The organism is Aeromicrobium alkaliterrae, from assembly GCF_039529015.1.
Taxonomy (GTDB): Bacteria; Actinomycetota; Actinomycetes; order Propionibacteriales; family Nocardioidaceae; genus Aeromicrobium; species Aeromicrobium alkaliterrae.
In genome coordinates, this window is the sequence record NZ_BAAAME010000002.1 from 956311 (window position 1) to 980294 (window position 23984).

Annotated in this window: 21 protein-coding genes; 14 read left to right on the top strand and 7 right to left on the bottom strand. The window is 71.2% G+C overall.

The features are described 5' to 3' along the window. Nucleotides 1-110 precede the first annotated feature (110 nt). Nucleotides 111-1208, top strand: coding sequence for a glycosyltransferase family 4 protein (locus ABD127_RS05840; RefSeq protein ID WP_344198692.1), 1098 nt, complete (start codon nucleotides 111-113; stop codon nucleotides 1206-1208). A 257-nt stretch (nucleotides 1209-1465) separates the two neighbouring features. On the opposite strand, the gene ABD127_RS05845 is transcribed toward ABD127_RS05840, so the two are convergent. Next, nucleotides 1466-2701 carry a DUF6716 putative glycosyltransferase gene (locus tag ABD127_RS05845; RefSeq protein WP_344198695.1) on the bottom strand — a complete coding sequence of 412 codons (1236 nt, stop codon included), beginning with the start codon at nucleotides 2699-2701 and terminating at the stop codon, nucleotides 1466-1468. Nucleotides 2702-2961: 260 nt separating this feature from the next. Here ABD127_RS05845 and ABD127_RS05850 point away from each other — a divergent pair, with 260 nt between their 5' ends. The 3 genes from ABD127_RS05850 to ABD127_RS05860 are packed head-to-tail and all read left to right on the top strand — an operon-like array spanning nucleotide 2962 to nucleotide 6399. Continuing rightward, nucleotides 2962-4197 (top strand): cytidylyltransferase domain-containing protein, encoded by a 1236-nt coding sequence (locus ABD127_RS05850; protein ID WP_344198698.1) that lies wholly within the window; start codon nucleotides 2962-2964, stop codon nucleotides 4195-4197. Then, nucleotides 4190-5080 (top strand): N-acetylneuraminate synthase family protein, encoded by an 891-nt coding sequence (locus ABD127_RS05855; protein WP_344198700.1) that lies wholly within the window; start codon nucleotides 4190-4192, stop codon nucleotides 5078-5080. Before ABD127_RS05850 ends, ABD127_RS05855 begins: the two co-directional genes overlap by 8 nt. Continuing rightward, nucleotides 5080-6399 (top strand): DUF6716 putative glycosyltransferase, encoded by a 1320-nt coding sequence (locus tag ABD127_RS05860; RefSeq protein ID WP_344198702.1) that lies wholly within the window; start codon nucleotides 5080-5082, stop codon nucleotides 6397-6399. Before ABD127_RS05855 ends, ABD127_RS05860 begins: the two co-directional genes overlap by 1 nt. Here the strand turns inward: ABD127_RS05860 and ABD127_RS05865 are convergent. Together ABD127_RS05865 and ABD127_RS05870 are read right to left on the bottom strand one after the other, a co-directional pair. Continuing rightward, nucleotides 6380-6544 carry a hypothetical protein gene (locus ABD127_RS05865; protein WP_344198705.1) on the bottom strand — a complete coding sequence of 55 codons (165 nt, stop codon included), beginning with the start codon at nucleotides 6542-6544 and terminating at the stop codon, nucleotides 6380-6382. The two genes, ABD127_RS05860 and ABD127_RS05865, sit on opposite strands and share 20 nt — an antisense overlap. A gap of 45 nt (nucleotides 6545-6589) precedes the next feature. Next, entirely contained in the window at nucleotides 6590-8311 is a 1722-nt protein-coding gene (locus tag ABD127_RS05870; RefSeq protein ID WP_344198708.1) for an MmpA family trehalose lipid delivery protein, read from the bottom strand. A 39-nt stretch (nucleotides 8312-8350) separates the two neighbouring features. Here ABD127_RS05870 and ABD127_RS05875 point away from each other — a divergent pair, with 39 nt between their 5' ends. From ABD127_RS05875 to ABD127_RS05885, 3 genes are read left to right on the top strand one after another with little or no spacing between them, the layout of a single operon-like run. Further along, the gene (locus ABD127_RS05875) at nucleotides 8351-9562 is read left to right on the top strand and encodes a lipopolysaccharide biosynthesis protein (RefSeq protein WP_344198711.1); all 1212 of its coding nucleotides are present in this window, start codon (nucleotides 8351-8353) and stop codon (nucleotides 9560-9562) included. A 7-nt stretch (nucleotides 9563-9569) separates the two neighbouring features. Next, nucleotides 9570-10949 carry a cystathionine beta-synthase gene (locus tag ABD127_RS05880; RefSeq protein ID WP_344198713.1) on the top strand — a complete coding sequence of 460 codons (1380 nt, stop codon included), beginning with the start codon at nucleotides 9570-9572 and terminating at the stop codon, nucleotides 10947-10949. After that, nucleotides 10946-12109: a cystathionine gamma-synthase gene (locus tag ABD127_RS05885; protein ID WP_344198715.1), complete on the top strand. Its 1164-nt coding sequence runs from the start codon at nucleotides 10946-10948 to the stop codon at nucleotides 12107-12109. The genes ABD127_RS05880 and ABD127_RS05885 overlap by 4 nt, the downstream gene beginning before the upstream one ends. 216 nt (nucleotides 12110-12325) lie before the next feature. On the opposite strand, the gene ABD127_RS05890 is transcribed toward ABD127_RS05885, so the two are convergent. Next, nucleotides 12326-13459 (bottom strand): DNA recombination protein RmuC, encoded by a 1134-nt coding sequence (locus ABD127_RS05890; RefSeq protein WP_344198717.1) that lies wholly within the window; start codon nucleotides 13457-13459, stop codon nucleotides 12326-12328. A gap of 129 nt (nucleotides 13460-13588) precedes the next feature. Between ABD127_RS05890 and ABD127_RS05895 the strand changes: the two genes are divergently transcribed. From ABD127_RS05895 to tgt, 3 genes are read left to right on the top strand one after another with little or no spacing between them, the layout of a single operon-like run. Beyond that, nucleotides 13589-13987 carry a tetratricopeptide repeat protein gene (locus tag ABD127_RS05895; RefSeq protein ID WP_344198719.1) on the top strand — a complete coding sequence of 133 codons (399 nt, stop codon included), beginning with the start codon at nucleotides 13589-13591 and terminating at the stop codon, nucleotides 13985-13987. A gap of 22 nt (nucleotides 13988-14009) precedes the next feature. After that, the gene (locus ABD127_RS05900; protein ID WP_344198721.1) at nucleotides 14010-14630 is read left to right on the top strand and encodes a M50 family metallopeptidase; all 621 of its coding nucleotides are present in this window, start codon (nucleotides 14010-14012) and stop codon (nucleotides 14628-14630) included. A 4-nt stretch (nucleotides 14631-14634) separates the two neighbouring features. Then, nucleotides 14635-15843, top strand: coding sequence for a tRNA guanosine(34) transglycosylase Tgt (gene tgt / locus ABD127_RS05905; protein WP_344198723.1), 1209 nt, complete (start codon nucleotides 14635-14637; stop codon nucleotides 15841-15843). Nucleotides 15844-15981: 138 nt separating this feature from the next. On the opposite strand, the gene ABD127_RS05910 is transcribed toward tgt, so the two are convergent. Then, nucleotides 15982-16704, bottom strand: coding sequence for a queuosine precursor transporter (locus ABD127_RS05910; RefSeq protein ID WP_344198725.1), 723 nt, complete (start codon nucleotides 16702-16704; stop codon nucleotides 15982-15984). 36 nt (nucleotides 16705-16740) lie between these two features. On the opposite strand from ABD127_RS05910, the gene ABD127_RS05915 reads away from it, so the two are divergent. Then, nucleotides 16741-17994, top strand: a complete 1254-nt coding sequence (locus ABD127_RS05915; RefSeq protein WP_344198727.1) for a geranylgeranyl reductase family protein — start codon at nucleotides 16741-16743, stop codon at nucleotides 17992-17994. A gap of 38 nt (nucleotides 17995-18032) precedes the next feature. Here the strand turns inward: ABD127_RS05915 and ABD127_RS05920 are convergent, their stop codons facing one another. Continuing rightward, nucleotides 18033-18593 carry a hypothetical protein gene (locus ABD127_RS05920; protein ID WP_344198729.1) on the bottom strand — a complete coding sequence of 187 codons (561 nt, stop codon included), beginning with the start codon at nucleotides 18591-18593 and terminating at the stop codon, nucleotides 18033-18035. Between the two features lie 127 nt (nucleotides 18594-18720). On the opposite strand from ABD127_RS05920, the gene ABD127_RS05925 reads away from it, so the two are divergent. Beyond that, complete coding sequence (locus tag ABD127_RS05925) at nucleotides 18721-19527, top strand: exodeoxyribonuclease III (protein ID WP_344198731.1); 807 nt, start codon at nucleotides 18721-18723, stop codon at nucleotides 19525-19527. A 105-nt stretch (nucleotides 19528-19632) separates the two neighbouring features. After that, a complete protein-coding gene (locus ABD127_RS05930; protein ID WP_344198733.1) occupies nucleotides 19633-20904 on the top strand; it encodes an MFS transporter in 1272 nt (423 codons plus the stop codon). Nucleotides 20905-20971: 67 nt separating this feature from the next. Here the strand turns inward: ABD127_RS05930 and ABD127_RS05935 are convergent, their stop codons facing one another. Then, a complete protein-coding gene (locus ABD127_RS05935; RefSeq protein ID WP_344198735.1) occupies nucleotides 20972-23380 on the bottom strand; it encodes an immune inhibitor A domain-containing protein in 2409 nt (802 codons plus the stop codon). Between the two features lie 381 nt (nucleotides 23381-23761). On the opposite strand from ABD127_RS05935, the gene ABD127_RS05940 reads away from it, so the two are divergent. Further along, the gene (locus ABD127_RS05940) at nucleotides 23762-23965 is read left to right on the top strand and encodes a cold-shock protein (protein WP_229053657.1); all 204 of its coding nucleotides are present in this window, start codon (nucleotides 23762-23764) and stop codon (nucleotides 23963-23965) included. Nucleotides 23966-23984: the final 19 nt, after the last annotated feature.

Genomic DNA, 23984 nt, shown 5'->3' on the forward strand with positions numbered 1-23984 from the left:
AGGTGGACCAGGCGGGTGTTAGGGTCGGTGACAGATCGTGACCTGCGTCACGATCGGAGCCGGGTTGAGGGACTCGGAGCTTCACAGTTCTTGAGGGAGAACGATCCGACATGCACGTGCTGTTCTGCAACTGGCGCGACACCGCCCACCCCGAGGGTGGCGGTTCCGAGTTCTACGTCGAGCAGATGGCTCGCGGCCTGGTCGAGCGCGGCCACCGCGTCACGATCGCCGCAGCCGCCTTCGAGGGCGCGGCCGCCGACGAGACCGTCGAGGGTGTGCGCTTCGTCCGCAGCGGCGCCAAGTTCGGCGTCTACCTCCACATCTTCGCCCGCCTGCTGACGGGGCGGTACGGCCGTGTCGACGTCGTCGTCGACGTGCAGAACGGACTCCCCTTCTTCACCCGCTGGGCCACGCGCAAGCCGGTCGTCGTGCTCCTGCACCACGTGCACCGCGAGCAGTGGCCCGTCGTGTACCCCGGCCTCGTCGGTCGGGTCGGCTGGTGGATCGAGAGTCGGCTCGCGCCGCGCCTGTACCGCCGGTCGCGCTACGTCACGGTCTCCCAGGCGACCCGCCTCGAGCTCGTCGACCTCGGCATCGACCGCGACCGCATCGCGATCGTCCACAACGGCTCCACCCCGGCCCCGCGCCTCGGCGGCCCCCGCAGCACGACCCCGCGCCTGTGCGTCCTGGGTCGTCTCGTGCCGCACAAGCAGGTCGAGCACGCGATCGACGCGCTCGCCGACCTCGTCGACCAGTACCCGGAGCTGACGCTCGACGTCGCCGGCGACGGCTGGTGGGACGCCGAGCTGCGCGAGCACGCCGCCGCCCGTGGGGTCGCCGACCGCGTCACGTTCCACGGTTTCGTCGACAACGCCACCAAGCACCGGCTGCTCGCCGAGGCCTGGGTCATGGCGATGCCGTCGCTCAAGGAGGGCTGGGGCCTGGTAGTGGCCGAGGCCGGCCAGCACGGCACGCCCACCGTGGCCTACGCGTCCGCCGGCGGCACGCAGGAGTCGATCGACCACAAGGACTCCGGCATCCTCGTCGACACGCCCGCCCAGCTCACGAAGGCGATCGACGAGATCCTCGCCGACCCCAGCTGGCGCCGCTTCCTCGGCGACGGCGCCCGCACCAAGGCCGCTTCCCTGTCCTGGGAGGCCTCGCAGTCCCGCTTCGCCGAGGAGATCGCCCGCGCGGCAGGTCGCTGAGGTCCACACCTGACCGCTCCCGTCGGATCCGACAAGCGGCACGGACCAGGAGCCGTGGCTCCGGCTCCCGATCAGCCGACCGTCCGGCCCGGCGGGACCGGAGATGATGCATCGCGGTAGCGATCGCAACCCCGAAGCATCACCGCTCCTCGGTCAGTGACCGGGCATGATGCTTTGAGGTAGCGGGAGCGACCGCAACGCATCATCGCCGGTCCACGACAGTGGTCAGGTGACCGCGGGCGGCACCCACCGGCGGACTACAGCGCGCGTCGGACCAGCCGTCGCGCGTCCCCCACGGTCTGGCGTACCTTCCGCCGACCCGCCGCCGGCGCCCGGCGCCACAGCGGCGCGCGGCGCGCAGGCACCGGAGCGCCGACGGCGTCGCGCGCCGCCCACACGCCGCGCACGTACGTGCTGGCCCACACGTCCCGCGAGGGCCGCTCCCCCGTGGCGAGCAGCTTCTCGACCCGGTCGGCGAGGACCTGGGCCGGCGGGAGGTCGCGGCCGCCGAAGTAACTCGTCCGGAAGCTGTCGGACATCTGGCCGACCTCGTCGGCCGTGACCTGCTCGAACGTGCGCAGGAGGCCGCTGTCCAGGAAGACCTGGTTGCCGTACCGCTCGTGGATCCCGAGGTCGGCCACGAGGGCGACGTCGAGCCCACGGTCGAGCGCCTCCAGGCACGCCGTCGAGGAGACGGTCAGCAGCAGGTCGGTGTCCTCGAGCAGCTGCGTGATCGGGTCGTAGACGATCGCGAAGTTCTCCGGCGTCTCCACCCCGTCGAGGACGTCCTCGGGGTGGTGCTTCATGCGGTGGAACGTGTCCTCGCCCGGGCGGTGGCGCGGCTTCAGCAGCACGGTCCGGTCGGGATGAGCCTCGGCGTACGCGATCAGCCGGTCGTAGACGTGGCGACGTTCGCGAGGCGCCGCCGGGACGGTCGGCTGGTCGGCCCACAGGACCGTGCGCGGCGGACGGTGCGCCCGCGGCGCGGCCGGCTGGCTCGACAGGAACGGCAGCCCCGTCAGGACGAGGTTCGCGCTGCCGATGCCCAGGGCCTCGCCCACCTCGGCGAAGTGACGCAGGTCCGCACCGGAGTTCACCGCGACGACGTCGGTGCACGCACGGTCGAGGTACCCAGCCGTGATCTTCTCGATGATGATGCCGACCCAGCCCGACACGAGCACCGGACCGAGCTCCCCGGACTCGTCCAGCCGCTCGGCCAGGTCGTGGCACAGGCGCTGCACCAGGGGTCCGGCGAGGGCGACCACGACGACGTCGCTCGTGGCGGCGTCGAGGACGATCTGGTCCCACGGCCGCAGGTCCACGTGGTCGAACCCGGCATCGGCGATCTGCGTGGGAGACAACGCCGACTTCAGGTCGGACGGCGCGACCGCCTCGCAGGCGAAGCCGCGCTCGGCCAGCTCGGTGCGCAACGACGAGCACCACTTCAGCTGGGAGTCGTAGGCGGCGATCAGCAGCGCACGCGGAGTCGTCATTCTCCCCACGGTACGGGCGGATCTGCCGTGGATGCACGGACGCCGTGAACCGTTCACCGAACGTTCCCCCGCCGCTGTCCGACACGCCGCCCGAGGGTCGAATCCTCCTGTCATACCAGGGATTTCAGCACCCGAGAAGGTCGTTCGCCGCAGGTTGCCGTGTCGTTCACCGCTACGACGCCAGGCATCCCTAGCGTCCCCCTTGCGTACCTGGACGCTTGCCGTCCCGACCCCACACGCCCCCGACGCACGGAGAACACATGAGCCACCTTGCCCCGGCGCCCTCGCCGGCATCACCCGTGGAGTCCACGGGCGGCGTGGTCGCGGTCATCCCGGCGCGGGGCGGGTCGAAGGGCGTGCCCCGCAAGAACTTGCGCGAGCTCGGCGGCGAGCCCCTGATCGGCCGCGCGGTCCGCACGCTCCGCGAGGTGCGCGGCATCAACGCGGTCATCGTCTCGACCGACGACGAGGAGATCGCCGACGCCGCCCGCGGCTACGGCGCCCTCGTGATCGACCGCCCCCGCCGCCTGGCCGGCGACCTGGCCTCGTCGGAGTCCGCCCTGCGCCACGCGCTCGACGAGCTCGGCAGCTACGGGTCGGTTCCCGAGGTCACGGTGTTCGTCCAGGCCACCAGCCCCTTCATCGAGCCGGCCGACGTCGATCGCGCGATCGCGGCCGTGCAGCAGGACGTCGCCGACGTCGCGTTCAGCGTCGCCCCGAGCCACGCGCACCTCTGGACCACGACCGAGGACGGACCGGTCGGGATCAACCACGACTCCTCGACCCGCCTGCGTCGCCAGGACCGCTCCCCCGAGTTCGTCGAGACCGGCGCGTTCTACGCGATGCGGACCCGCGGATTCCTCGAGCACGGCCACCGCTTCTTCGGGCGCCTGCACATGGTCGAGGTCGATCCCGCCGACGCGATGGAGATCGACACGACCGACGACTTCAGTCTCGCCGAGCTCGCCCTGGCGCACCGTGAGGCCAACCGTCCCACGCCGCTGCGCGTCAAGGCCGTCGTGACCGACTTCGACGGCGTCCACACGAGCGACCGCGTCACGGTCGACGAGAACGGCATCGAGTCCGTCACGGTCAACCGCTCCGACGGCATGGGCGTGTCGATGCTCAAGAAGGCCGGCATCGAGCTGCTGATCCTCTCGACCGAGACCAACGGCGTCGTCGCGGCTCGCGCCGCCAAGCTGGGCGTCGAGGTCATCCACGGCTGCGACGACAAGCCCACGGCCCTGCGCGCCTGGGCCGCCGAGCGCGGCATCGCGCTGACCGACATCGCCTATTTGGGCAACGACGTCAACGACATCGGCTGCCTGCGCCTCGTGGGCTTCCCGGTCGCCGTCGCCGACGCCCATCCCGCCGCGCTCCATGCGGCCCACATCGTGCTCCGACGCCATGGCGGCGACGGAGTCGTCCGCGAGCTCGCCGATCGCGTGCTCGCGGGGACCACGTCACACCATCGAGAGGGACGAGACCATGGCTGAATGGCAGCAGATCGGCAGCGAGATCGTCGGCCCCAAGCGCCCCACCTACGTCATCGGCGAGATCGGCATCAACCACAACGGTGACCTCGACGTCGCCAAGAAGCTGATCGACGTCGCGGCGCTGGCTGGCGCCCAGGCGGTCAAGTTCCAGAAGCGCACTCCGGAGATCTCCACGCCACCGGCGATGCGGGACACCATCCGCGAGACGCCGTGGGGCGAGATGACGTACCTCGACTACCGCTACAAGGTCGAGTTCGAGAAGGACCAGTACCTGGAGATCTCCGAGTACGCGCACGGCAAGGGCGTCGAGTGGTTCGCCTCCCCGTGGGACGTGCCCTCGGTCGACTTCCTCGAGGACCTCGGCGTCGTGACCCACAAGGTCGCCTCGGCGTCGGTCACCGACCTCGAGCTCCTGCACGCGCTCGCCGCCACCGGCAAGCCGATCATCCTGTCGACCGGCATGAGCACGCTGGAGCAGATCGACCGCGCCGTCGAGGTGCTCTCGACCGACCGCCTCGTGCTGATGCACGCCACGTCGACGTACCCGCTGCCCGCGCAGGAGGCCAACCTCCGCATGATCCACACGCTGCAGCAGCGCTACGGCGTGCCGGTCGGCTACTCGGGTCACGAGCCGGGTCTGCAGATCTCGCTCGCCGCGGTCGCGATGGGTGCCTGCTCGGTCGAGCGCCACATCACGCTCGACCGCACGATGTGGGGCTCCGACCAGGCCGCGAGCCTGGAGCCGCACGGCTTCATGAGCCTGGTGCGCGACATCCGCATCCTGGAGATGGCCTTCGGTGACGGCGTCAAGCGCATCATGCCGGGCGAGGAGGCCCCCATGAAGCGCCTGCGTCGCGAGCCCACGCCCGCGCCGACGGCGTAGTGCGCGTCCTGGTCCTCACGGACTCGGACTCCTACGTCAAGTGGGGGGCGGCACTCGCTGGTCGAGTGCCGCCCTCGTGGCACGTCCGCTTCGCGATCGCGCGAGGCTCGGCGGAGCCGTCCGCGCGACAGGTGGCCGAGGCCGTGGCTGGCACGGTGGTCGACCCGGACGCGGTCGAGCGCGTCGGCCTCGCCGACGTGCGGTCGATCCTGGAGTCGTGGCGTCCCGACGTGCTGGTGACGGCGATGCGTGGGCTCGCGGTGCAGACCGTGATCGAGCTCGCCGTCGCCAACCGGCCCGACCGGCCTGTGATCGTCAGCGGGCTGCCCGGTATCGCCCTGCCGGTGCTGCCCTACGGCCTCGGGTTCCGTCGCTCGGTCGACCTGTTCGTGCTGCACAGCCACCGCGAGCTGCGCGCGTTCGCCGAGGCGAGCCGCGCCCTCGACATCCCGCACCGCTACGCCCTCGCCCGACTGCCGTTCCTGGCCGCACCCGACCCCGCCGCCCCCGGCCCGGCGGCCCAGCCCCGTGATCGCCAGCCGCGGGATCGCATCGTCTTCGCGGCCCAGGCGCTCGTGCCCGAGACCCGAGAGGACCGCGTGCGCATGGTGGCGGCGCTCGTGCGCACGGCCCGGGCCCACCCCGACCTGGAGGTCGTGGTCAAGGTGCGCGGCACCGTGGGTGAGCCGCAGACGCACGCCGACCAGCACCCGTATCCCGCCCTGCTGGCGGAGGTCGACGTCCCGCCGAACCTCGTGGTCGAGTCGGGCCCGATGTCCGGCCACCTCGAGCGCGCGGTCGGCCTGGTCACGGTCAGCTCCACGGCCCTGCTCGAGGCGGTCGCATCCGGTGTTCCCGCCCTGGCGCTGACCGACTTCGGCGTGGAGGCGCGGCAGATCAACCTCGTCTTCGAGGGCAGCGGCCTGCTGCACGACTCCGCCGAGCTCGTCGCGGGGCACTTCCACCACCCCGACGCGGCCTGGCAGGCCGACAACTACTTCCACGACCCCCGCGAGGACACGTGGCTCGCCGAGCTCACGGCGCTGCTCGAGCTGCGCGAGCGTGAGGGCCTGCCGCCGTACCCGACCGCGCCGGACGGCGTGCGCAAGCGCGTCACGATGCTCTTCTACCGCCACCAGGCGTTCGCAGGTGACTCAGGACCCGTCATGCGACTGGTGGAGCGCGGCGTCGTGGCGATCGCGCTGCGCGTGTCGCGCAGTTCGTGGGTCGTCTCCCGACGCTTCAAACCGGCCCGGACCGCCCCGATGGGCGATGCCGAGCCGGTCGAGGCGGACGAGGTCAGTTCGACCCGTAGTTGACCGTCTGGACGGTGTCCGTGCCCGACCCTCCGTCGGAGCTGGACGCGGTCTGGACCGACTGACCGATGCCGTACGCCGTCGCGCCTGCCAGGAGCAGGCCGATGGCGAACGCCACGATGGCGATGGAACGCTTCGGAAGTGTCACGTTTTCTCCCTCTCTATGACACAGGTCACGATACCAGTTGGTAGGTCAGGTCCAGGTCGGCCGCGCGAGGGCCGCGGCGGCGTCCCGCACCCGGCGCGGGAGGCGCGCCAGGGCGACCAGGAGGGCGAGTCCCACGGTCAGCGCGGCCAGGGACCACGCCACCGTCACCGCGGTGACGACCTCGTCGGTCGCCGCCACCCGGCGGGCCCCGTCGATCTCGAAGACCCGCAGGTCAGCGTCGGGCGACCCGACCTCGCGGGCGCCCGAGAGCGCCGGCGGGAGGACGTTGCCGCCGGGGGCCTCGACGTCGACGAGCACGACCCCGAGACCGAGACGCGCGAGGTCGACCGAGGTCGACGCCGGGTCGTCGAGGACCGCGGCGACGTCCGCTGCTCGCGGGTCCTCCCCGGCGAGCGTCACGTCCGAGACGGTCAGGGCGTCGTCGACCACGGTGTCGCGGTCGAAGTACCGACCGGCGGGGTCCAGCACGGGACGACTCTCGTTCCACGACGGCGCCCGGTACGGCGCGAACGGCAGCACGAGCAGGTCGCCGCGCACGGTGCTGGACTCGATCGTGGCCGCGGCCGTCTCCCACGAGGCCGGGTACTCGACGGGCGTCAGCCGACCACCGACACCGTTGGCGAGGTCGGGCAGCGCGGCCAGCGGCAGGGCGAGGACCGCCACCACCCCGACGACCGACCAGCGCACGTCCTGCGCGAGCGAGCCGACCCGGGCGCCGAGGAAGCCGGCGCCGTGGGCCAGGGCCAGCGCATGGAACGGGACGGCGAGCGCCAGGTAGCGGGTGCCGTCACGCAGCACCCCGGTGGCGCCCTGCCAGGCGATGAGGTCCTCGAGCGTTCCCGGCGCGAGCCATCCCCAGGCGGCGATCGCATGCCCGACGACCGCAAGCACCGCGAGCGGCACCAGGAGACGACGGTCGCTGCGCGCCCAGTGGACGACGCCGAGCACCACGACGAGCAGCAGCACCACGACCAGCACGGCCGAGACCACCGTGGTGCGCGAGCTGGGGACGACCTCCGAGTTCCAGATGCCGCCGAGCGACAGCAGGGCGCCGAGACGACCGAGCGGTCCCTCTGACTGCGCGGCGAACGCCGTGACCCCGTCAGGATCGCTCGTGACCGGCTCGAAGCGCGTCACCGTGGCGACGATCCACGGAGCGTTCACGAGCAGAGCGAGCAGCACGATGCGCAGGACGCCCGACCGCCAGCCGGCGACCAGCGCCACGACCAGGCCCATGATCCCGGTCGCGACCGACAGCGCCGTCCCGGCCAGCGCCAGCGTCAGCACGACGCCGCGCACCGCCTTCGGATCGCGGACCGCGACGACGATCCACGGGAAGCAGGCCAGCGCCACCAGCACGGGCCACTGTCCGAGCACGAGCCGCTCGGCCACGAAGGGGTTCCAGAGCGCGTACGTCGCCGCCACGAGCCGCACGCCGAGCCCGCAGTGGTCGACCAGGCGCGCCGCACCCACGCCGCCGAGGGCGATCGCCCCGATCAGGACGGCGCGCTGCAGGACCACCGGGTCGACGACCTCCGACAGCAGCGCGATCACCCCGTCCGACGGGACGGCGCGCGGCACCGCGGTGCCGACGCCCCACAGGTCGTGCCGGTCGAGCGTCCAGCTCGGAATCCAGACCATGTCGTACGACAGCAGGAATCCGCTGCCACGCCAGGGCAGGGCGACGACGAGCGCCAGCAGCAACGACCACTGCACCACGATCAGGTCGCGCCACCGATGACTCACGGCGCTCACCCTAGACCTGACGTCACCTACGGTGGGCGCGTGAGACGCGCCGGAGGACTGCTGTCGGGGAGCACCGTCGTCGCAGCCGGCATGATCGGCGCGAACGCGGCCGCCTACGGCATGACGATCGTGGCGGCCCGGCTGCTCGTCCCGCGCGACCTCGGTGCCGTGACGGCCCTGCTCGGCATCCTCCAGATCGGCACCGTCGTCGCCCTGAGCCTGCAGGCCGTGACCGCACGACGGATCGCCGTCGCGCCCGACCAGCGCGAGGCGACGATCGGCACCGTCGCACGCGTCTCCGTGGCGATCGCGCTCGGCACGGGCCTGCTCACGGGCCTCGTGACCGTCGCGCTCGTCGGCGCGCTGGACCTCGGCTCGATCTGGCCGGCCCTGCTGACCGGTGCCACCCTCGTCCCCCTGACGATCATGGGCGCGATGGCCGGCGTCGCCCAGGGAGCGGAGCGCTGGGGCTCGCTCGCGGCGATCTACCTGGCCAACGGGTTCGGGCGCCTCGTGTTCGGTGGCGGCGCCATGGTGATCGACCCCTCCGTCACGTCCTGCCTGATCGGTCTCGCGATCGGCTCCTGGGCCCCCGTGCTCGCCGGTCTTCCGCAGCTGCGCCGCCGCTCCGCCGACGGTCCGCCCGAGAGCAGGCGCCCGTTCCTGCGCGAGGCCGTGCTCGGCTCGCACGCCCTTCTGGCGTTCTACGCCCTGGGCAACGCCGACGCGCTCCTCGCCCGGCTCCTCCTCAGCCCGCACGACTCCGGTCTGTACAGCGCCGGACTGATCCTGTCGAAGGCCGCGGTGTTCCTGCCGCAGTTCGTGTCGATCGTGTTCTTCCCCCTCCTGGCCCGCGACGAGACGTCACGGTCGCGCCATCGGGCCGTCCTCGGGGTGGCCGTCCTCGGGCTGCTCGCGACCGTCGCGACCGCCCTGCTCCCCCGCCTCGCGCTCGTCGCGGTCGGCGGCGACCAGTACGCCGAGATCGCCGACCGGCTGTGGATGTTCGTCCTGGCCGGGTCCCTGCTCTCGATCGTCAACCTGCTGGTCTGGGACGCACTCGCCCGGCACGCCCACGGCATCGTCACGTCGCTGTGGATCGCCCTGACCTCGCTCGTCGTCGCGACCGTCGTGCTGCAGGTCGGGATCGTCGGCCTGGTCGCCAGCGTCATCACCGTGGCGCTCGCACTGGTGGCCTTCGTGCTGGTCGCCCCCACCGCCCGGGCGAGGTCGATCACGACCGGGGCATGATGGAGCCATGCGCATCGCGAACCACGTGGTCGACCTCATCGGCGGCACCCCGCTGGTGCGCCTGAACCGGGTCGTCGCACCCGGTGCCGGCGTGCTCGCGGCCAAGATCGAGTACCTCAACCCGGGCGGCAGCGCGAAGGACCGCATCGCCGTCAAGATGATCGACGACGCCGAGAAGTCCGGCGCCCTGAAGCCCGGCGGCACGATCATCGAGCCCACGTCGGGCAACACGGGCGTGGGCCTGGCGATCGTCGCCCAGCAGCGGGGCTACAGCTGCATCTTCGTGTGCCCCGACAAGGTCAGCGAGGACAAGCGGAACACGATGATGGCGTACGGCGCCCAGGTCGTCGTGTGCCCCACGGCGGTGCCGCCCGAGCATCCCGACAGCTACTACAACGTCTCCGACCGGCTCGTCCGCGAGACCGAGGGCGGGTGGAAGCCCGACCAGTACTCCAACCCAGCCGGTCCCCAGTCGCACTACGAGACGACCGGTCCGGAGATCTGGGCCGACACCGACGGCACGGTCACGCACTTCGTCGCCGGCATCGGCACGGGCGGCACGATCAGCGGTGCCGGCAAGTACCTCAAGGAGGTCTCCGGCGGGCGCGTGAAGGTCATCGGCGTCGACCCCGTCGGCTCGGTCTACTCCGGCGGCACGGGACGCCCGTACCTCGTCGAGGGCGTCGGCGAGGACTTCTGGCCCAGCGCCTACGACCCGGCGATCCCGGACGAGATCATCGCCGTCACCGACGCCGACTCGTTCGACATGACGCGTCGCCTGGCCCGCGAGGAGGGTCTGCTGGTCGGTGGCTCGTGCGGCATGGCCGCCGTGGCGGCCCAGCAGGTCGCCGAGCGCGAGGGCCCCGACGCGGTCGTCGTGGTGCTGCTCCCGGACGGCGGCCGCGGATACCTGTCGAAGATCTTCAACGACGACTGGATGAGCTCGTACGGCTTCCTGCGCGAGCCGCTCGACCCGACGCGCACCGCAGTTCCCACGGTCGGCGAGGTGCTGCGACGCAAGTCGGGCGCGATGCCGGCCCTGGTGCACACGCACCCGCAGGAGACGATCCGCGACGCGATCAGCATCCTGCACGAGTACGGCGTCTCGCAGATGCCCGTCGTCGGCCCCGAGCCGCCGGTCGTGATCGGCGAGGTCGCGGGCAGCGTCAGCGAGCGCGCCCTGCTCAGCGCGGTCTACGAGGGCCGCGCGCAGCTGACCGACCCCGTGTCCCAGCACATGGAAGCCCCCCTGCCCCTCCTCGGTTCGGGTGAGAGGCTCGACACGGCCCAGGAGCTGCTCTCGGAGAACGACGCCGTCATGGTGATCGAGGACGGCAAGCCGCTCGGCGTCCTGACCCGCCACGACCTGCTGGGAGTGCACGTATGAGCGACCACGAGGAGCGACTCGAGGCCGAGGGCTTCGCGACCCGGGCGATCCACGCGGGCTACACGCCGGACCCGGGCCACGGCGCGGTCAACCCGCCGATCGTCGCCAGCTCCACGTTCGCGCAGGACGGCGTCGGCGGGCTGCGCGACGGCTACGAGTACGGCCGCACCGGCAACCCCACGCGCACCGCGCTCGAGGGTGCGCTGGCGTCGCTGGAGGGCGCCGCGCACGGCCGCGCGTTCGCCTCCGGCATGGCCGCCACCGACACGGCCCTGCGCACGTTGCTGCGTCCGGGCGACCACATCGTGATCCCCGACGACGCGTACGGCGGCACGTTCCGCCTGATCGACAAGGTCTTCTCGCAGTGGGGCATCACCTACACGCCGGCCGCTGTCGGCGACCTCGACGCGATCGCGGCCGCCGTCACGCCGGCGACGAAGGTCGTCTGGATCGAGACGCCCACCAACCCGCTGCTGTCGATCGGTGACATCGCGGCGATCTCCGGCATCGCGCAGTCGGCGGGTGCCCGGTTCGTCGTCGACAACACGTTCGCCTCGCCCTACCTGCAGCAGCCGCTCGCGCTGGGCGCCGACGTCGTGCTGCACTCGACGACGAAGTACATCGGTGGCCACTCCGACGTGGTGGGCGGCGCACTGCTGACCTCCGACGAGGAGCTCGACGCCGGCTTCGGCTTCCTGCAGAACGGCGCCGGCGCGGTCGCCGGACCGTTCGACGCCTACCTGACGCTGCGGGGCGCGAAGACCCTCGCGGTGCGGATGGAGCAGCACTGCACCAACGCCGAGGCGGTCGTGGACGACCTGACCCGGCACCCGGCGATCTCGCAGGTCCTGTACCCCGGTCTCCCGGACCACCCGGGTCACGAGGTCGCGGCGCGGCAGATGCGCCGCTTCGGCGGCATGATCTCGATCCGCCTGGCCGGCGGCCGCGAGGCGGCCCTCGACCTGTGCCGTCGCGTCGAGCTGTTCACGCTCGCCGAGAGCCTGGGCGGCATCGAGTCACTGATCGAGCACCCCGGTGCCATGACCCACGCCTCGACCGCCGGATCGGCGCTGGAGGTGCCCGACGACCTCGTGCGCCTCTCGGTCGGCATCGAGGACGTCGTCGACCTCCTCGCCGACCTCGACCAAGCCCTGCGCTAGGTCACCGAGCCACGCCACGGTTCGCGGCGGTGCCGGACACGCGGCATGGACCACGGTCCGGTGGCTCGGCACCCGCCGCGGTGACCGGAGACGATGCATCCGGGTAGCGCCCGCCACCGCAATGCATCGTCTCGGGTCCAGGGCGGTCAGGTGACCGGCGGCAGGGCCCCACGCGTGGTCCGTGCCGCGTGTCGGTCACCACGGCGCGCGCGAGCTCTACCTCTCCGCGGGCTCCCCTGGCACGAGCTCGGGCTGGACGAGGGCCTTCGGCTCGACATCGACCAGGCCGGGGGTGCCGATGACGGTGGACTCGTCGAGCACGTCGAGCTTGCGCGCCGTGACGAGCACCCGGGACTCCAGCGAGCTCGCGAAGCGGTTGTAGCTCTCGACCGTGGTCGTGAGCGAGCGACGCAGCTTGTCGGCGTGGTCGCTCATCGTGGAGAGCCGGCCGTAGAGCTCCTTGCCGACCATGAGCAGCTGGCGGGCATCGTCGCTGAGCGCCTGCTGCTGCCAGGTGAGCGCGACGGTCTTGAGCACCGCCCACAGGCTGACCGGCGAGGCCAGCACGATGCGGCGCGCGAACGCGTGCTCGAGCAGCGACGGGTCGCGCTCGAGCGCCGCGGCCAGCACGGGCTCGCTGGGGATGAACGCGATCGTGAACTCGGGGCTGGACTCCAGGCCCGTCCAGTACTGCTTGGCCGCGAGGGCGTCGACGTGCGCGCGCACGGCCTTGGCGTGCTCGGTGAGCAGCGCGTCACGGTCGACCGCTCCCCCGGCCCCGGCCTGGAGGAAGGCGGTGAGCGGGGCCTTGGCGTCGACCGCCATGCACTTGCCGCCGGGAAGGTGCAGCACCATGTCGGGTCGGCGCATGCCGCTCTCGGCGGAGATCGTGGCCTGGGTGTCGAAGTCGACCCGGTGCAGGAGACCCGCCGACTCGACCAGCGTGCGGAGCTGGGTCTCGCCCCACACGCCGCGGGCGCTGTTGTTGCTCATGGCCGAGGCGAGCGCCTCGGCGGCCTCGCGGGAGCGCTCGGCGGTGGCCTGCGTGTGGCGCAGCTGCTCGGCGAGCTGGCCGTGCTGGGCGTGTCGCTGCTGCTCGAGGTCGCTGACGGTCTTCTGCATCGTGCGCAGCGTCTCGTGCACGGGGGCCAGCGCCTGCAGCACGAGCCCCTCGTCGGCATCGGTGCGGGCCGTGGCCTGGGCCTGGGCGCGCAGCACCTCGACCTGCTCGCGCAGCCCGGCCGCCGTGGCCGCCGTGGCCGCCGAGGCCGACGCCCGCGCCATGACTGCGAGCGCACCGAGGGCGACGCCCAGCACGAGTCCGACGACGAGTCCGATCAGGAGGTCCATGCCGTCAGTCTGGTCGTGGCCACCGACAGTTCGGCCGAGCACCACGGGCCCGACACGCTGGGAACAACCACGGTTGCATGATGGTTGGACGGGTCGAACCCCGCACAGCGCCTCGGAAGGAGGAGCACCATGACCATCTACATGAAGCCCACCATCACCGAGGAGACGATCGCCTCACTGGAGGTCTACGAGGCCTTCCGGTACGGCGAGGAGCTGTTGTCGTCGCGCTTCCCGCGGGAGGCCGCTCGGGTCCTGGCGAAGGTCGTCGACGCCGAGCCGGACCACGCCGGTGCGTGGGAGCTCGTGGGCCGCGCCCACTTCGCCGCGGCGCACCTCGAGCCCGCTGAGGAGGCCTTCCGCCGCCTGGTCGAGCTCGAGCCCACCAGCGCCTGGGCACGCTCCGCGCTCGGCCTGTGCCTCGACCGGCAGAGCCGCCACCGCGAGGGTGCTGCGCAGCACCGCATTGCCGCGGGGCTCGGCGTCAGCGCCAGCGACGCCCACCGGATCGAGCTGGTCGACCCTGCTTGAGTCCGTCTGGATCCCGCCCGCCGTGGGCGCGGCCCTCGTGGCCGTGCCCACGGCGTGGCGTCTCACCCGCCACGCCGTGACGCTGGTGCACGAGCTCGGGCACGCCGGGGTCGCGGTGCTGACCGGGCGACGGCTGAACGGCATCCGCCTCCACGCCGACACCTCCGGCCTCACCGTCTCGCGCGGGAAGCCGCGGGGACCGGGCATGGTCGCGACGGCGGCGGCGGGCTACCTCGCCCCGTCGGTCGTCGGGCTCGCCCTGATCGGCGCGGTCCACGCCGGCTGGGTGCAGGAGGCGCTCTGGGTCGCCCTCGGCCTGCTCGCCCTGACGCTCGTCTTCATCCGCAACGGCTTCGGCCTGCTGGTCGTGCTGCTCGCCGGCGCCGCCGTCGGTCTGACGGCGTACCGGGCCGATCCCCTGTGGCAGGTCCGGGTCGTCGAGGCGGCGGCGTGGTTCTGGCTGCTCGCCGGACCCCGCACCGTCGTCGAGCTGTTCTCGCACCGCCGGCGCAGCCGTGCCGCGACGAGCGACGCCGACGTGCTGGCGCGCCTGACCCACGTTCCGGCCGTGGTCTGGAACCTGGTGCTGCTCGGCCTCACGCTCGCTGCCGTGTGGCCCGCGGTGGACCGACTGCTTGACTGACCTCATGTTCGAGATCACGAGCCAGGCCCAGGACTCCCGCGCCCGCACCGGCGTGATCTCGACCCCGCACGGGCCGATCGCGACGCCCGCGTTCATCCCGGTCGGCACGCGCGCGACGGTCAAGGCCGTGCTGCCCGAGACGATGACCGAGCTCGGCGCGCAGGCCCTGCTCGCGAACGCCTACCACCTGTACCTGCAGCCCGGCGCCGACGTGGTCGACGAGGCCGGCGGTCTCGGCCGCTTCATGAACTGGCCGGGCCCCACGTTCACCGACTCCGGCGGGTTCCAGGTGCTGAGCCTGGGCGCCGGCTTCAAGAAGACCCTCGCGATGGACGCGAAGGGCGTCACGTCCGACGACGTCATCGCCGAGGGCAAGGACCGCCTCGCGGTCGTCGACGACGACGGGGTGACCTTCAAGAGCCACCTGGACGGCTCGCGCCACCGCTTCACCCCCGAGGTGTCGATGCAGATCCAGCACCAGCTGGGCGCGGACATCATCTTCGCGTTCGACGAGCTGACGACGTTGATGAACACCCGCGGGTACCAGGAGCTCTCGCTGGACCGCACCCAGGCGTGGGCGCGCCGCTGCGTCGTCGAGCACCAGCGGCTGACCGCCGAGCGGGCGGGCAAGCCGTACCAGGCGCTGTTCGGCGTGGTGCAGGGCGCGCAGCACGAGGACCTGCGCCGCAAGGCGGCACGCGACCTGGCGGAGCTGGAGGTCGACGGGCACGGCTTCGACGGCTACGGGATCGGCGGCGCGATCGAGAAGGAGAACCTCGGCACCATCACGGCCTGGGTCACCGACGAGCTCCCCGACGAGAAGCCGCGCCACCTGCTCGGCATCGGCGAGCCGGAGGACTTCTTCACCGCGATCGAGTCGGGCTGCGACACGTTCGACTGCGTCAACCCGTCGCGCGTCGCCCGCAAGTCGCGCCTCTACGCCGCCGACGGCTGGTTCAACCTCAAGGTCGCCGCCAACAAGCGGAGCTTCGACCCGATCGACGCCGACTGCACCTGCTACACGTGCCAGAACTACTCGCGCGCCTATCTGCACCACCTCTACAAGACCGGCGAGTACCTCGGCGCGACACTCGGCACGATCCACAACGAGCACTTCGTCGTGACCCTCGTCGACCGCATCCGCGCGAGCATCACCGACGGGACGTACACCGACGTCCGCGACGACTTCCTGGCGCGCTACGCGCGGGGGTGAGGGTTCCGGTCCGGCCTGGGGTTGATGCATTGCGGTCGCCATGGCAGCCGCAAGGCATCAGACCTGCCCGCGCCCCCGCTGCGTCGTCCTTGCCCGCGTGTCAGCAACCGCGCACGGCCGTCAGCGACCGGCGAACCCTCAGTACGTCGGCTCGCGGCGCTTGAGCCAGGCGATGACCGCGACGGTCAGCGGCATGACGATCAGCTCGACCGCGACCTTGTAGATCACGCCGACCACGAAGTAGTTCCAGAACACGCCCATCGACGTGATGCCGATGGCGCTCGCGGCGATGGCGCAGAACAGGAACGTGTCGGCCATCTCGCCGACCCCGGTCGAGGCGGCCAGGCGGCCGACCAGGCCCTTCTCCTGCGTGCGCGCCTTCATCTTCACGAGGACCCAGGAGTTCAGGAGCTGGCCGACGACGTAGCCCGTGACGCTGGCGAGGACGATCTGCGCGACCGGTCCCGCGACGCTCTCGAAGGCGTCCTGGTTCTCGTAGAAGCTCGCGCCCGGCGCGATCTGCACGAGCCAGAACGTGAACGCCGCCAGGATCGCCGCACCGAAGCCCGTCAGCACGGCCCGGCGAGCCGCCTTGAAGCCGTACACCTCGCTGATGACGTCGCCGACGATGTAGGCGAGCGGGAACAGGAACGCCCCGCCGTCGGTCACGATCGGCCACAGCTGCAGCGACCCGATGCTCCACGAGCCCGAGCCGAACTCGATGCTCTTGGTCGCGGCGATGTTGGAGACGACCAGGACCACGACGAACAGGGCCAGCAGGACGTCGTAGTGCGACGACCCCCGCGAGGCGAACCGGACGTCGGAGGGAGCTGAGGTCTGCGGGGCGGTCGGGGTTGTCACCGTCACATCTTCGCAGGCTCTGGAACAATCGCTCCCATGTCCCTGCCGAGTCGTACCGACGTCCTCGTGATCGGCGCCGGCCCCGCTGGGTCCGCCGCAGCAGCCTGGGCCGCGCGGGCCGGGCTCGACGTCGTCCTGGTCGACGCGGCGGCGTTCCCGCGCGACAAGACCTGCGGCGACGGCCTCACGCCCCGGGCCATCGCCGAGCTCGACCGGCTCGGTCTCGGCGACTGGGTCCGCACCCACACCCGCAACCGCGGCCTGCGCGCGGCCGGCTTCGGCGTCGAGCTGCTGCTCCCCTGGCCCGGCGGCTCCCTGCCCGACCACGGCTCGGCCGTGCCGCGCACCGAGCTCGACGACCGCATCCGCCAGGTCGCCCTCGACTCCGGCGCCACCGGCATCGGCCAGGCCCGCGAGGTCGACGTCGACCGCGACAGTCGCGGACGCGTCACCGCGGTGCACCTGCTCCTGGGCAAGGAGCGCACGCCCCACACGATCTTCTGCGACCGGCTCGTCGTCGCCGACGGGGTCAAGTCCTCGCTTGGCAAGGCCCTCGGCCGCGAGTGGCACCGCGAGACGGCCTACGGCATCGCCGGCCGCTCCTACGTGAAGTCGACGCGCGCCGACGACCCGTGGATCAGCTCGCACCTCGAGCTGCGCGGCCCGGACGACGACCTCCTGCCCGGGTACGGCTGGATCTTCCCGCTGGGCAGTGCGCAGGGCGAGGTCAACCTCGGGGTCGGCGCCCTCGCCACCGCCAAGCGTCCGGCGGACCTGCAGATCCGCCCGCTGATGGAGTACTACGCGACGCTGCGACGCGAGGAGTGGGACCTCGCCGGCGAGCTGCGGGCCCCCACGAGCGCGCTGCTTCCGATGGGCGGAGCGGTCTCCGGGGTCGCCGGACCCAACTGGATCCTGGTCGGCGACGCCGCCGGCTGCGTCAACCCGCTCAACGGCGAGGGCATCGACTACGGCCTCGAGACCGGACGCGTCGGGGCCGAGCTGCTCCTGCACGAGGACCGGCTCGACGTCGCGTGGCCGCACCTGCTGACGACCCACTACGGCGAGGCGTTCTCGATCGCGCGGCGCCTGGCAGGGCTGCTCACGGTCCCCCGCCTGCTCCCCGTCGCCGGACCCGTCGGCATGCGGTCGCACCGCCTGATGACGGTGGCCCTGCGCGTCATGGGCAACCTCGTGACCGAGGAGGACCGCGACCTCACGGCCCGCCTGTGGCGCTGGGCCGGACGTCAGTCCCTGCGCATGGACGAGCGCCCGCCCTTCACGGCGTGAAGGGCGGGCGCTCGGTCAGCGGCTAGCTGCGACCTGGCTCAGGGAGCCGGGGGCGCGGGCGGCGTGGGGCCGGCCGGCGGGGCGGGCGGCGTCGGGCCCGAGGTCGGCGGCGCCGGAGGCGTCGGACCCGCGGGCGGCTGACCGCCACCGTTGTTGAAGTCCGGGACCTTCTCGCCCGACTCCTTGAAGCCCAGGGCGGCCAGGACCGTCAGGGCGATCGCGGTGATGAAGATGACGAAGGCCGACCAGCCGGGGCCGACGTCGACGCCGAAGCCACCCGAGTAGGTGAAGGCGCGCAGGATCAGCAGCAGCGTGCCGAGACCCGCCGCAGCGGCCGCGATCAGGCTGATCGGGACTCCGGCCGGGATCACCTGCGGAGCGAAGACCTTGACGGCGATCGCGGCGGTGGCGACGACGATCAGCAGCACGGCGAGCACGCCGAAGCCGTCCCACGCGTTCGTGCCGCTGGAGTAGTCGATGCCGGCCAGGTCGGAGTCGACCGAGGCCGTCACGAAGGACGGGATGAACGAGAGAATGATCGTGAGCACACCGGCGACGAGGGCGCCAAGGCTGAGCGGGTTGATCTTCGAGAGATCCACTGCGGGTACCTGATTTCTTCCTAAGAGGAGTCGGTCGGGTCCTGACAGTACCGCCCGGGCGGGCCCACGTCACGGGTGTTCACCCCTCGAACTCCGCGTGTCGGACCGGGTCGTTACGGTGGTGCGCGTGCTCCGTCTCGCCACTGTGAACGTCAACGGCATCCGCGCTGCGTGGAACAAGAACCGGGGCCAGTCCTCCGGGCTCGCCGAGTTCCTCGCCGACCGCGACTGCGACATCGTGACCCTGCAGGAGGTGCGGGCTCCCGACGACCTCGTGCGCGAACTGCTCGCCGAGACCGGCTACCACGTCGCGCACACCGAGGCCGCGGCCAAGGGTCGCGCCGGCGTGGCCGTGCTGAGCCGCGCCGAGCCCACCGCGGTGCGGGTCGGCGTCGGTGAGGGGTTCGACGACGCCGGGCGCTGGATCGAGGCCGACGTGCCCCACGGCGACACCACCGTCACGGTCGTCTCGGCGTACGTGCACTCGGGCGAGGCCGGCACGCCCCGCCAGGAGGAGAAGTACCGCTTCCTCCAGAACATGACCACGCGCATGGCCGAGCTGCGTGCGGCGGGTCACGCCGTCGTCACGGGTGACCTCAACGTCGCCCACACCCCGCTCGACATCCGCAACGCCAAGGGCAACGTCAAGAAGGCCGGCTTCCTGCCCGAGGAGCGCGAGTACTTCGACCGCTTCTTCGGCGAGCTCGAGTGGGTCGACGTCGCCCGCCGCCTCGCCGGCGAGGTCGACGGCCCCTACACCTGGTGGTCCATGCGCGGGCAGGCGTTCGACAACGACACGGGCTGGCGCATCGACTACCAGATGGCCACCCCCGAGCTCGGAGCCTCCGCCACCTCGGCCGTCGTCGACCGTGCGGTCAGCTGGGCCGAGCGCTGGTCCGACCACGCCCCGCTCGTGGTCGAGTACGACCTCTGAGGTGATCGACGCCACGCCCTGACCACCCGGTCCGGGCGTGCCCCGCGATCCTTGCCGTGGTTAAGTAGTTGCGTAAAGCAACCTATTCACCTCCCAAGGAGTCGCATGTCCGAGCGGTCCTCCCTCACCTCACAACCGGCGGCGGTCTACGCCGTCGCGTTCGCCTGCGTCGTGTCCTTCATGGGCATCGGCCTGGTCGACCCGATCCTGCCCGCCCTGCGCGACTCGCTCGAGGCGAGCGAGAGCCAGGTGACGCTGCTCTTCACGAGCTACCTGGTCGTCACCGCCGTCGCGATGCTGGTCACCAACGCCGTGTCGAGCCGCTTCGGCGCCAAGCGCACCCTGATCATCGGCCTGGTCCTGATCATCGTGTTCGCGGCCGCCGCCGGCTCGTCCGGCTCGATCGAGGGCATCGTCGCCTTCCGCGCGGGCTGGGGGCTCGGCAACGCCCTGTTCATCGCGACCTCGCTGTCGGCCATCGTCTCCAGCGCCCGAGGCGGGTTCGCCGGCGCGATCATCCTGTACGAGGCCGCCCTCGGCCTCGGCATCGCCGCCGGCCCGCTGCTGGGCGGCGTGCTGGGCAACATCAGCTGGCGCGGGCCGTTCTACGGCGTCGCCGTGCTCATGACGATCGCCCTCGTCGCGATCGCCTGGCGCCTGCCCGACACCGGACGTCCGCCGGAGCGCACCTCCCTCGCCGCGCCGCTGAAGGCGCTGCGGCACCGCGGCCTGCTGACGCTCAGCATCGCGGCCCTGCTCTACAACTGGGGCTTCTTCACGATGCTCGGCTACGCCCCGTTCCCCATGGACCTCGGCATCACCCAGCTCGGCCTCGTCTTCTTCTGCTGGGGACTCCTGGTGGCCTTCTTCTCGGTCGTCGGAGCGCCCTGGCTCCAAGACCGCCTGGGCACGGCCGTCACGCTCTACATCGCCTTCAGCGCGTTCGCGCTCGACCTCGCGGCCATGGCCATCTGGACGACGCACGCCGGCATCATGGCGGGCTGCGTCATCGCGGCCGGCATCGCGATCGGCATCAACAACACCCTGACGACCCAGGCCGTCATGTCGGTCTCCCCCGTCGAGCGCCCCGTGGCCTCGGCCGCCTACGGCTTCGTGCGCTTCATCGGCGGCGGCCTCGCCCCCTTCGCGGCCGGCCGCATCGTGGAGCACAGCTCGGTCCACGTGCCGTTCGCGATCGCCGCGGTCGCGGTGCTGCTGGCCGCTGCCGTGCTGAGCACGGTCCACCGCACGCTCGCCGTGGCCGACGAGCAGCTGCGCCACCCGCACACCGAGGCCGACGACGACGTCAGGGGCGAGGTCGCCGACGAGTTCGGTGGCGCGTCCGGGGCGATCGACGAGGTCGTCCACTCCCGCTGACCTGCGTCCCGACGCGGCTCGGCGCCGACCTCCCCGAGGAGGCCGGCGCCGAGTCGTCCTGGCTGCCCTACTGGTTGAACTTCACCGTCATGTTGGTGCCGTTCTGCTTGGTCACGGTGACCGAGAACCCGGTGGCCGGGAGCTTGACGCCGTGGTTGGGCAGCGAGTCGTAGAAGTACTTCGCGGTGTCGTCGAAGGTGGGCGCCGCGGCGTCACCACGGATCTTCGACTCCTTGCCGTTCCAGTGCAGCGACAACGTGTCCGCCTTCTTCTTGGAGAACGGCGCGTCGTACACCTGGATCCGAGCCCGCCAGGGGGCACCCGTCCAGAGGTTGATGTCCGGGACCGGACGGGAGTCGATGATCAGGTTGCGCCCCTGACCCGGGTGCTGACTCGTGTTGTTGTCGAGCTGGGACGTGTCCCAGTACGAGATCAGCAGACCCTCCTGGTACGGGTAGTGCTCGACCCAGTCAGGCTTGGTGTCGGCGAACCCGAAGTTGTACGGACCCGTCTTCAGGTACTGGTCGTAGTCGACGTACGACCGGTTTCCCATGATGTAGAAGTGGTCGTACAGCTGGGTCGTCTCGGCACCCACGGCAGTGAAGCCGTCACCGGCCCACGCTCCGCCCTCGACCTCGGCGCCGTCCTTCGACAGCTCCTCTCCGTCGGCCGTGACCGTCAGGTCGTCGGCGAAGAAGCCCGGCAGCGCCAGGCCACCGTCGGTCTTGTAGAGGAACTGCACCTGCACCGACTGGCCGGCGTAGGCGTCGAGCGGAACCTCGAGCGGAGCCCATTCGGCCTGCTCGCCGTCGATGCCCGGACGACCTGAGGTGTCCTCGCCGATGGGCTCGCCACCGATCGTGCCGCCGAGCGACGTCCAGTTCGCGCCACCGTCCGTGGAGGCCTGGATGTACAGGTAGTCGTAGCCCTCCTCGATCTCGTAGCGCACCTGGCCCGACAGCGTTGCGGCCGTCTTGCCGGTCAGGTCGATCGTGGTCGTCAGGGTGTTGGACAGATCGTCGCCGGAGCCGGAGAAGAACTGCTTCTCCCCCGCGAACGGAGCCCCGTTGTCGGTCGTGACCTCCTTGTCGGGCAGGGGCACCACCGCAGCCTGGGCACGGTTGGTGTTGTACTCCTGCGGCCCGAGGTCCAGCGTCCGGGTGTCGTCGTGCGCGACGACCTCGTAGTCGAGCCAGCCGAGCTGCAGCTTCTCCCACGCCCCGAAGTCACCGGGTCGCGTGCCGAGCGGTTCACCCTCGGCGTTGAGGCGGCTCTGGGCCATCAGGGTCCAGTGCTCGTTGTTGTTGTCGCCGCCTCCGGAGGTGTCGTAGGCGTCGGGCAGGCCGAGGTCGTGACCGTACTCGTGGACGAAGACCGACAGGCCACCGTTCTCGGGCTGGATCGTGTAGTCGCCGACCCACACGCCGGTCGAGCCGATCTGCGTGCCGCCGAGCTTGTTCTGCTCCGGGCCCGTCAGGCCAGCATCGGTCAGGAAGGCGTACCAGCGGTGCGACCAGATGGCGTCCTCGCCGTACGACGAGTCGCCGTCCTCCTCGCCGGGGCCGGCGTGGACGATCTGGAAGTGGTCGATGTAGCCGTCGGGCTCGTTGAAGTCACCGTCGCCGTCGAAGTCGTAGCGGTCGTAGACGTCGTACTCGGCGATCGTCGCGGCGATCTGCGCGTCGGTCTGACCCTGCGCCTTCTGGTCGGCGACCCACGCCTCGAGCGCGTCGGCGACGAGCTGCCAGGTGTCGGCGTCCTCGCGGCCGTAACGGGCGGTGTTGTAGGGAACCTTGACCCAGTCCGAGACCACGCCGTCGACCGTGTAACGACCCGAGGACTGCTTCTCGTAGTACGTCTTGACCGACTCGACACCGTCGCCGGTGCCGAAGTACAGGCTCTCGTAGTGCTCACGGTTGTAGTCCGCCTGCCAGACGGTCGTGTTGTCCTTCGTGCGGTCGGGCTCGGCGATCGTGTTGTGCAGCGGGCCCTCGAAGCGCTCCGGGCCGGGCGTGGCCGGATCGGTGTCGGCGTCCGGGTAGTCGGGGTGCCGCTCGTCACCGAACTCGGCGAGGATCACGAACACCTTGTCGGCGCGCTCCTGGCTGAGCTCGACGTACTGGGCCTGCTTCGGCTTCTTCTGGGCCTCCGCCTGCTTCGCCTGGGGCGCGTCCTCGTTCTGGACCAGAGCGGCGTCCTGCGGCGCGGCACCCTCGCCGACCTGCACGACCTCGGTGCCGGCGACGGTCTCGGGCTGCAGCTTCCCGTCGACGACCGCCGACACGGCCTGCTCACGCAGGGCCGTGCGCTTGTCCTCCAACGGGTGCGGCAGGTCGGGCTCGCTGGCCTTCTCGACCGGAGCGGTGGCTGGCACGCCGCCACCGCTGCTGGGCGTTGCGCTGACAGACGTGGAGCCCATGACGGCCATGGATGCCGTCATCGCCACGCCGGCCGTCGCGATGATGAGTCGCTTCACGAACGGTTCCCCCTCGGGATCTACGGCGGGGACCGGGTCGCCCCACCCGGCTGTCCGCCGGAGTGGGGCGGGACAGCACTGACGTCAAGGTAGGTATTTCATGAGAGGAACAACAGTCTTGACTTTGGTGCGATGTGACTATAAACAACTAGTTCTTTAGGACTACGTCAGGTGTGGTCCACGTGTTACCCAACTTTCATCTCGCGTGGCAGTTTCGGGCTCCCCGAGGGGGCCGTCTGTGCTCTAGGCTGTTCGCCAGTTGCAAGGTTTTGACTGTTTGGCCACGATCTCGGGAATGCCCCTTCGGTCGGTTCGGTGGAACGTGAAAGCTGCGACCACCGGGCGGAAGTGCCGCTCGGAACTCGCTGAAGGAGAAAGACCATGGCCACCGGAACCGTCAAGTGGTTCAACGCCGACAAGGGCTTCGGCTTCATCGCCCCCGATGACGGCGGAGCCGACGTCTTCGCGCACTACAGCGCGATCCAGACGTCCGGCTTCCGCACGCTGAACGAGGACCAGAAGGTCGAGTTCGACGTCGAGGAGGGCCCGAAGGGCCTGCAGGCCGCGAACGTCCGCGTTCTCTGAGCCACCGCACCACGACGAA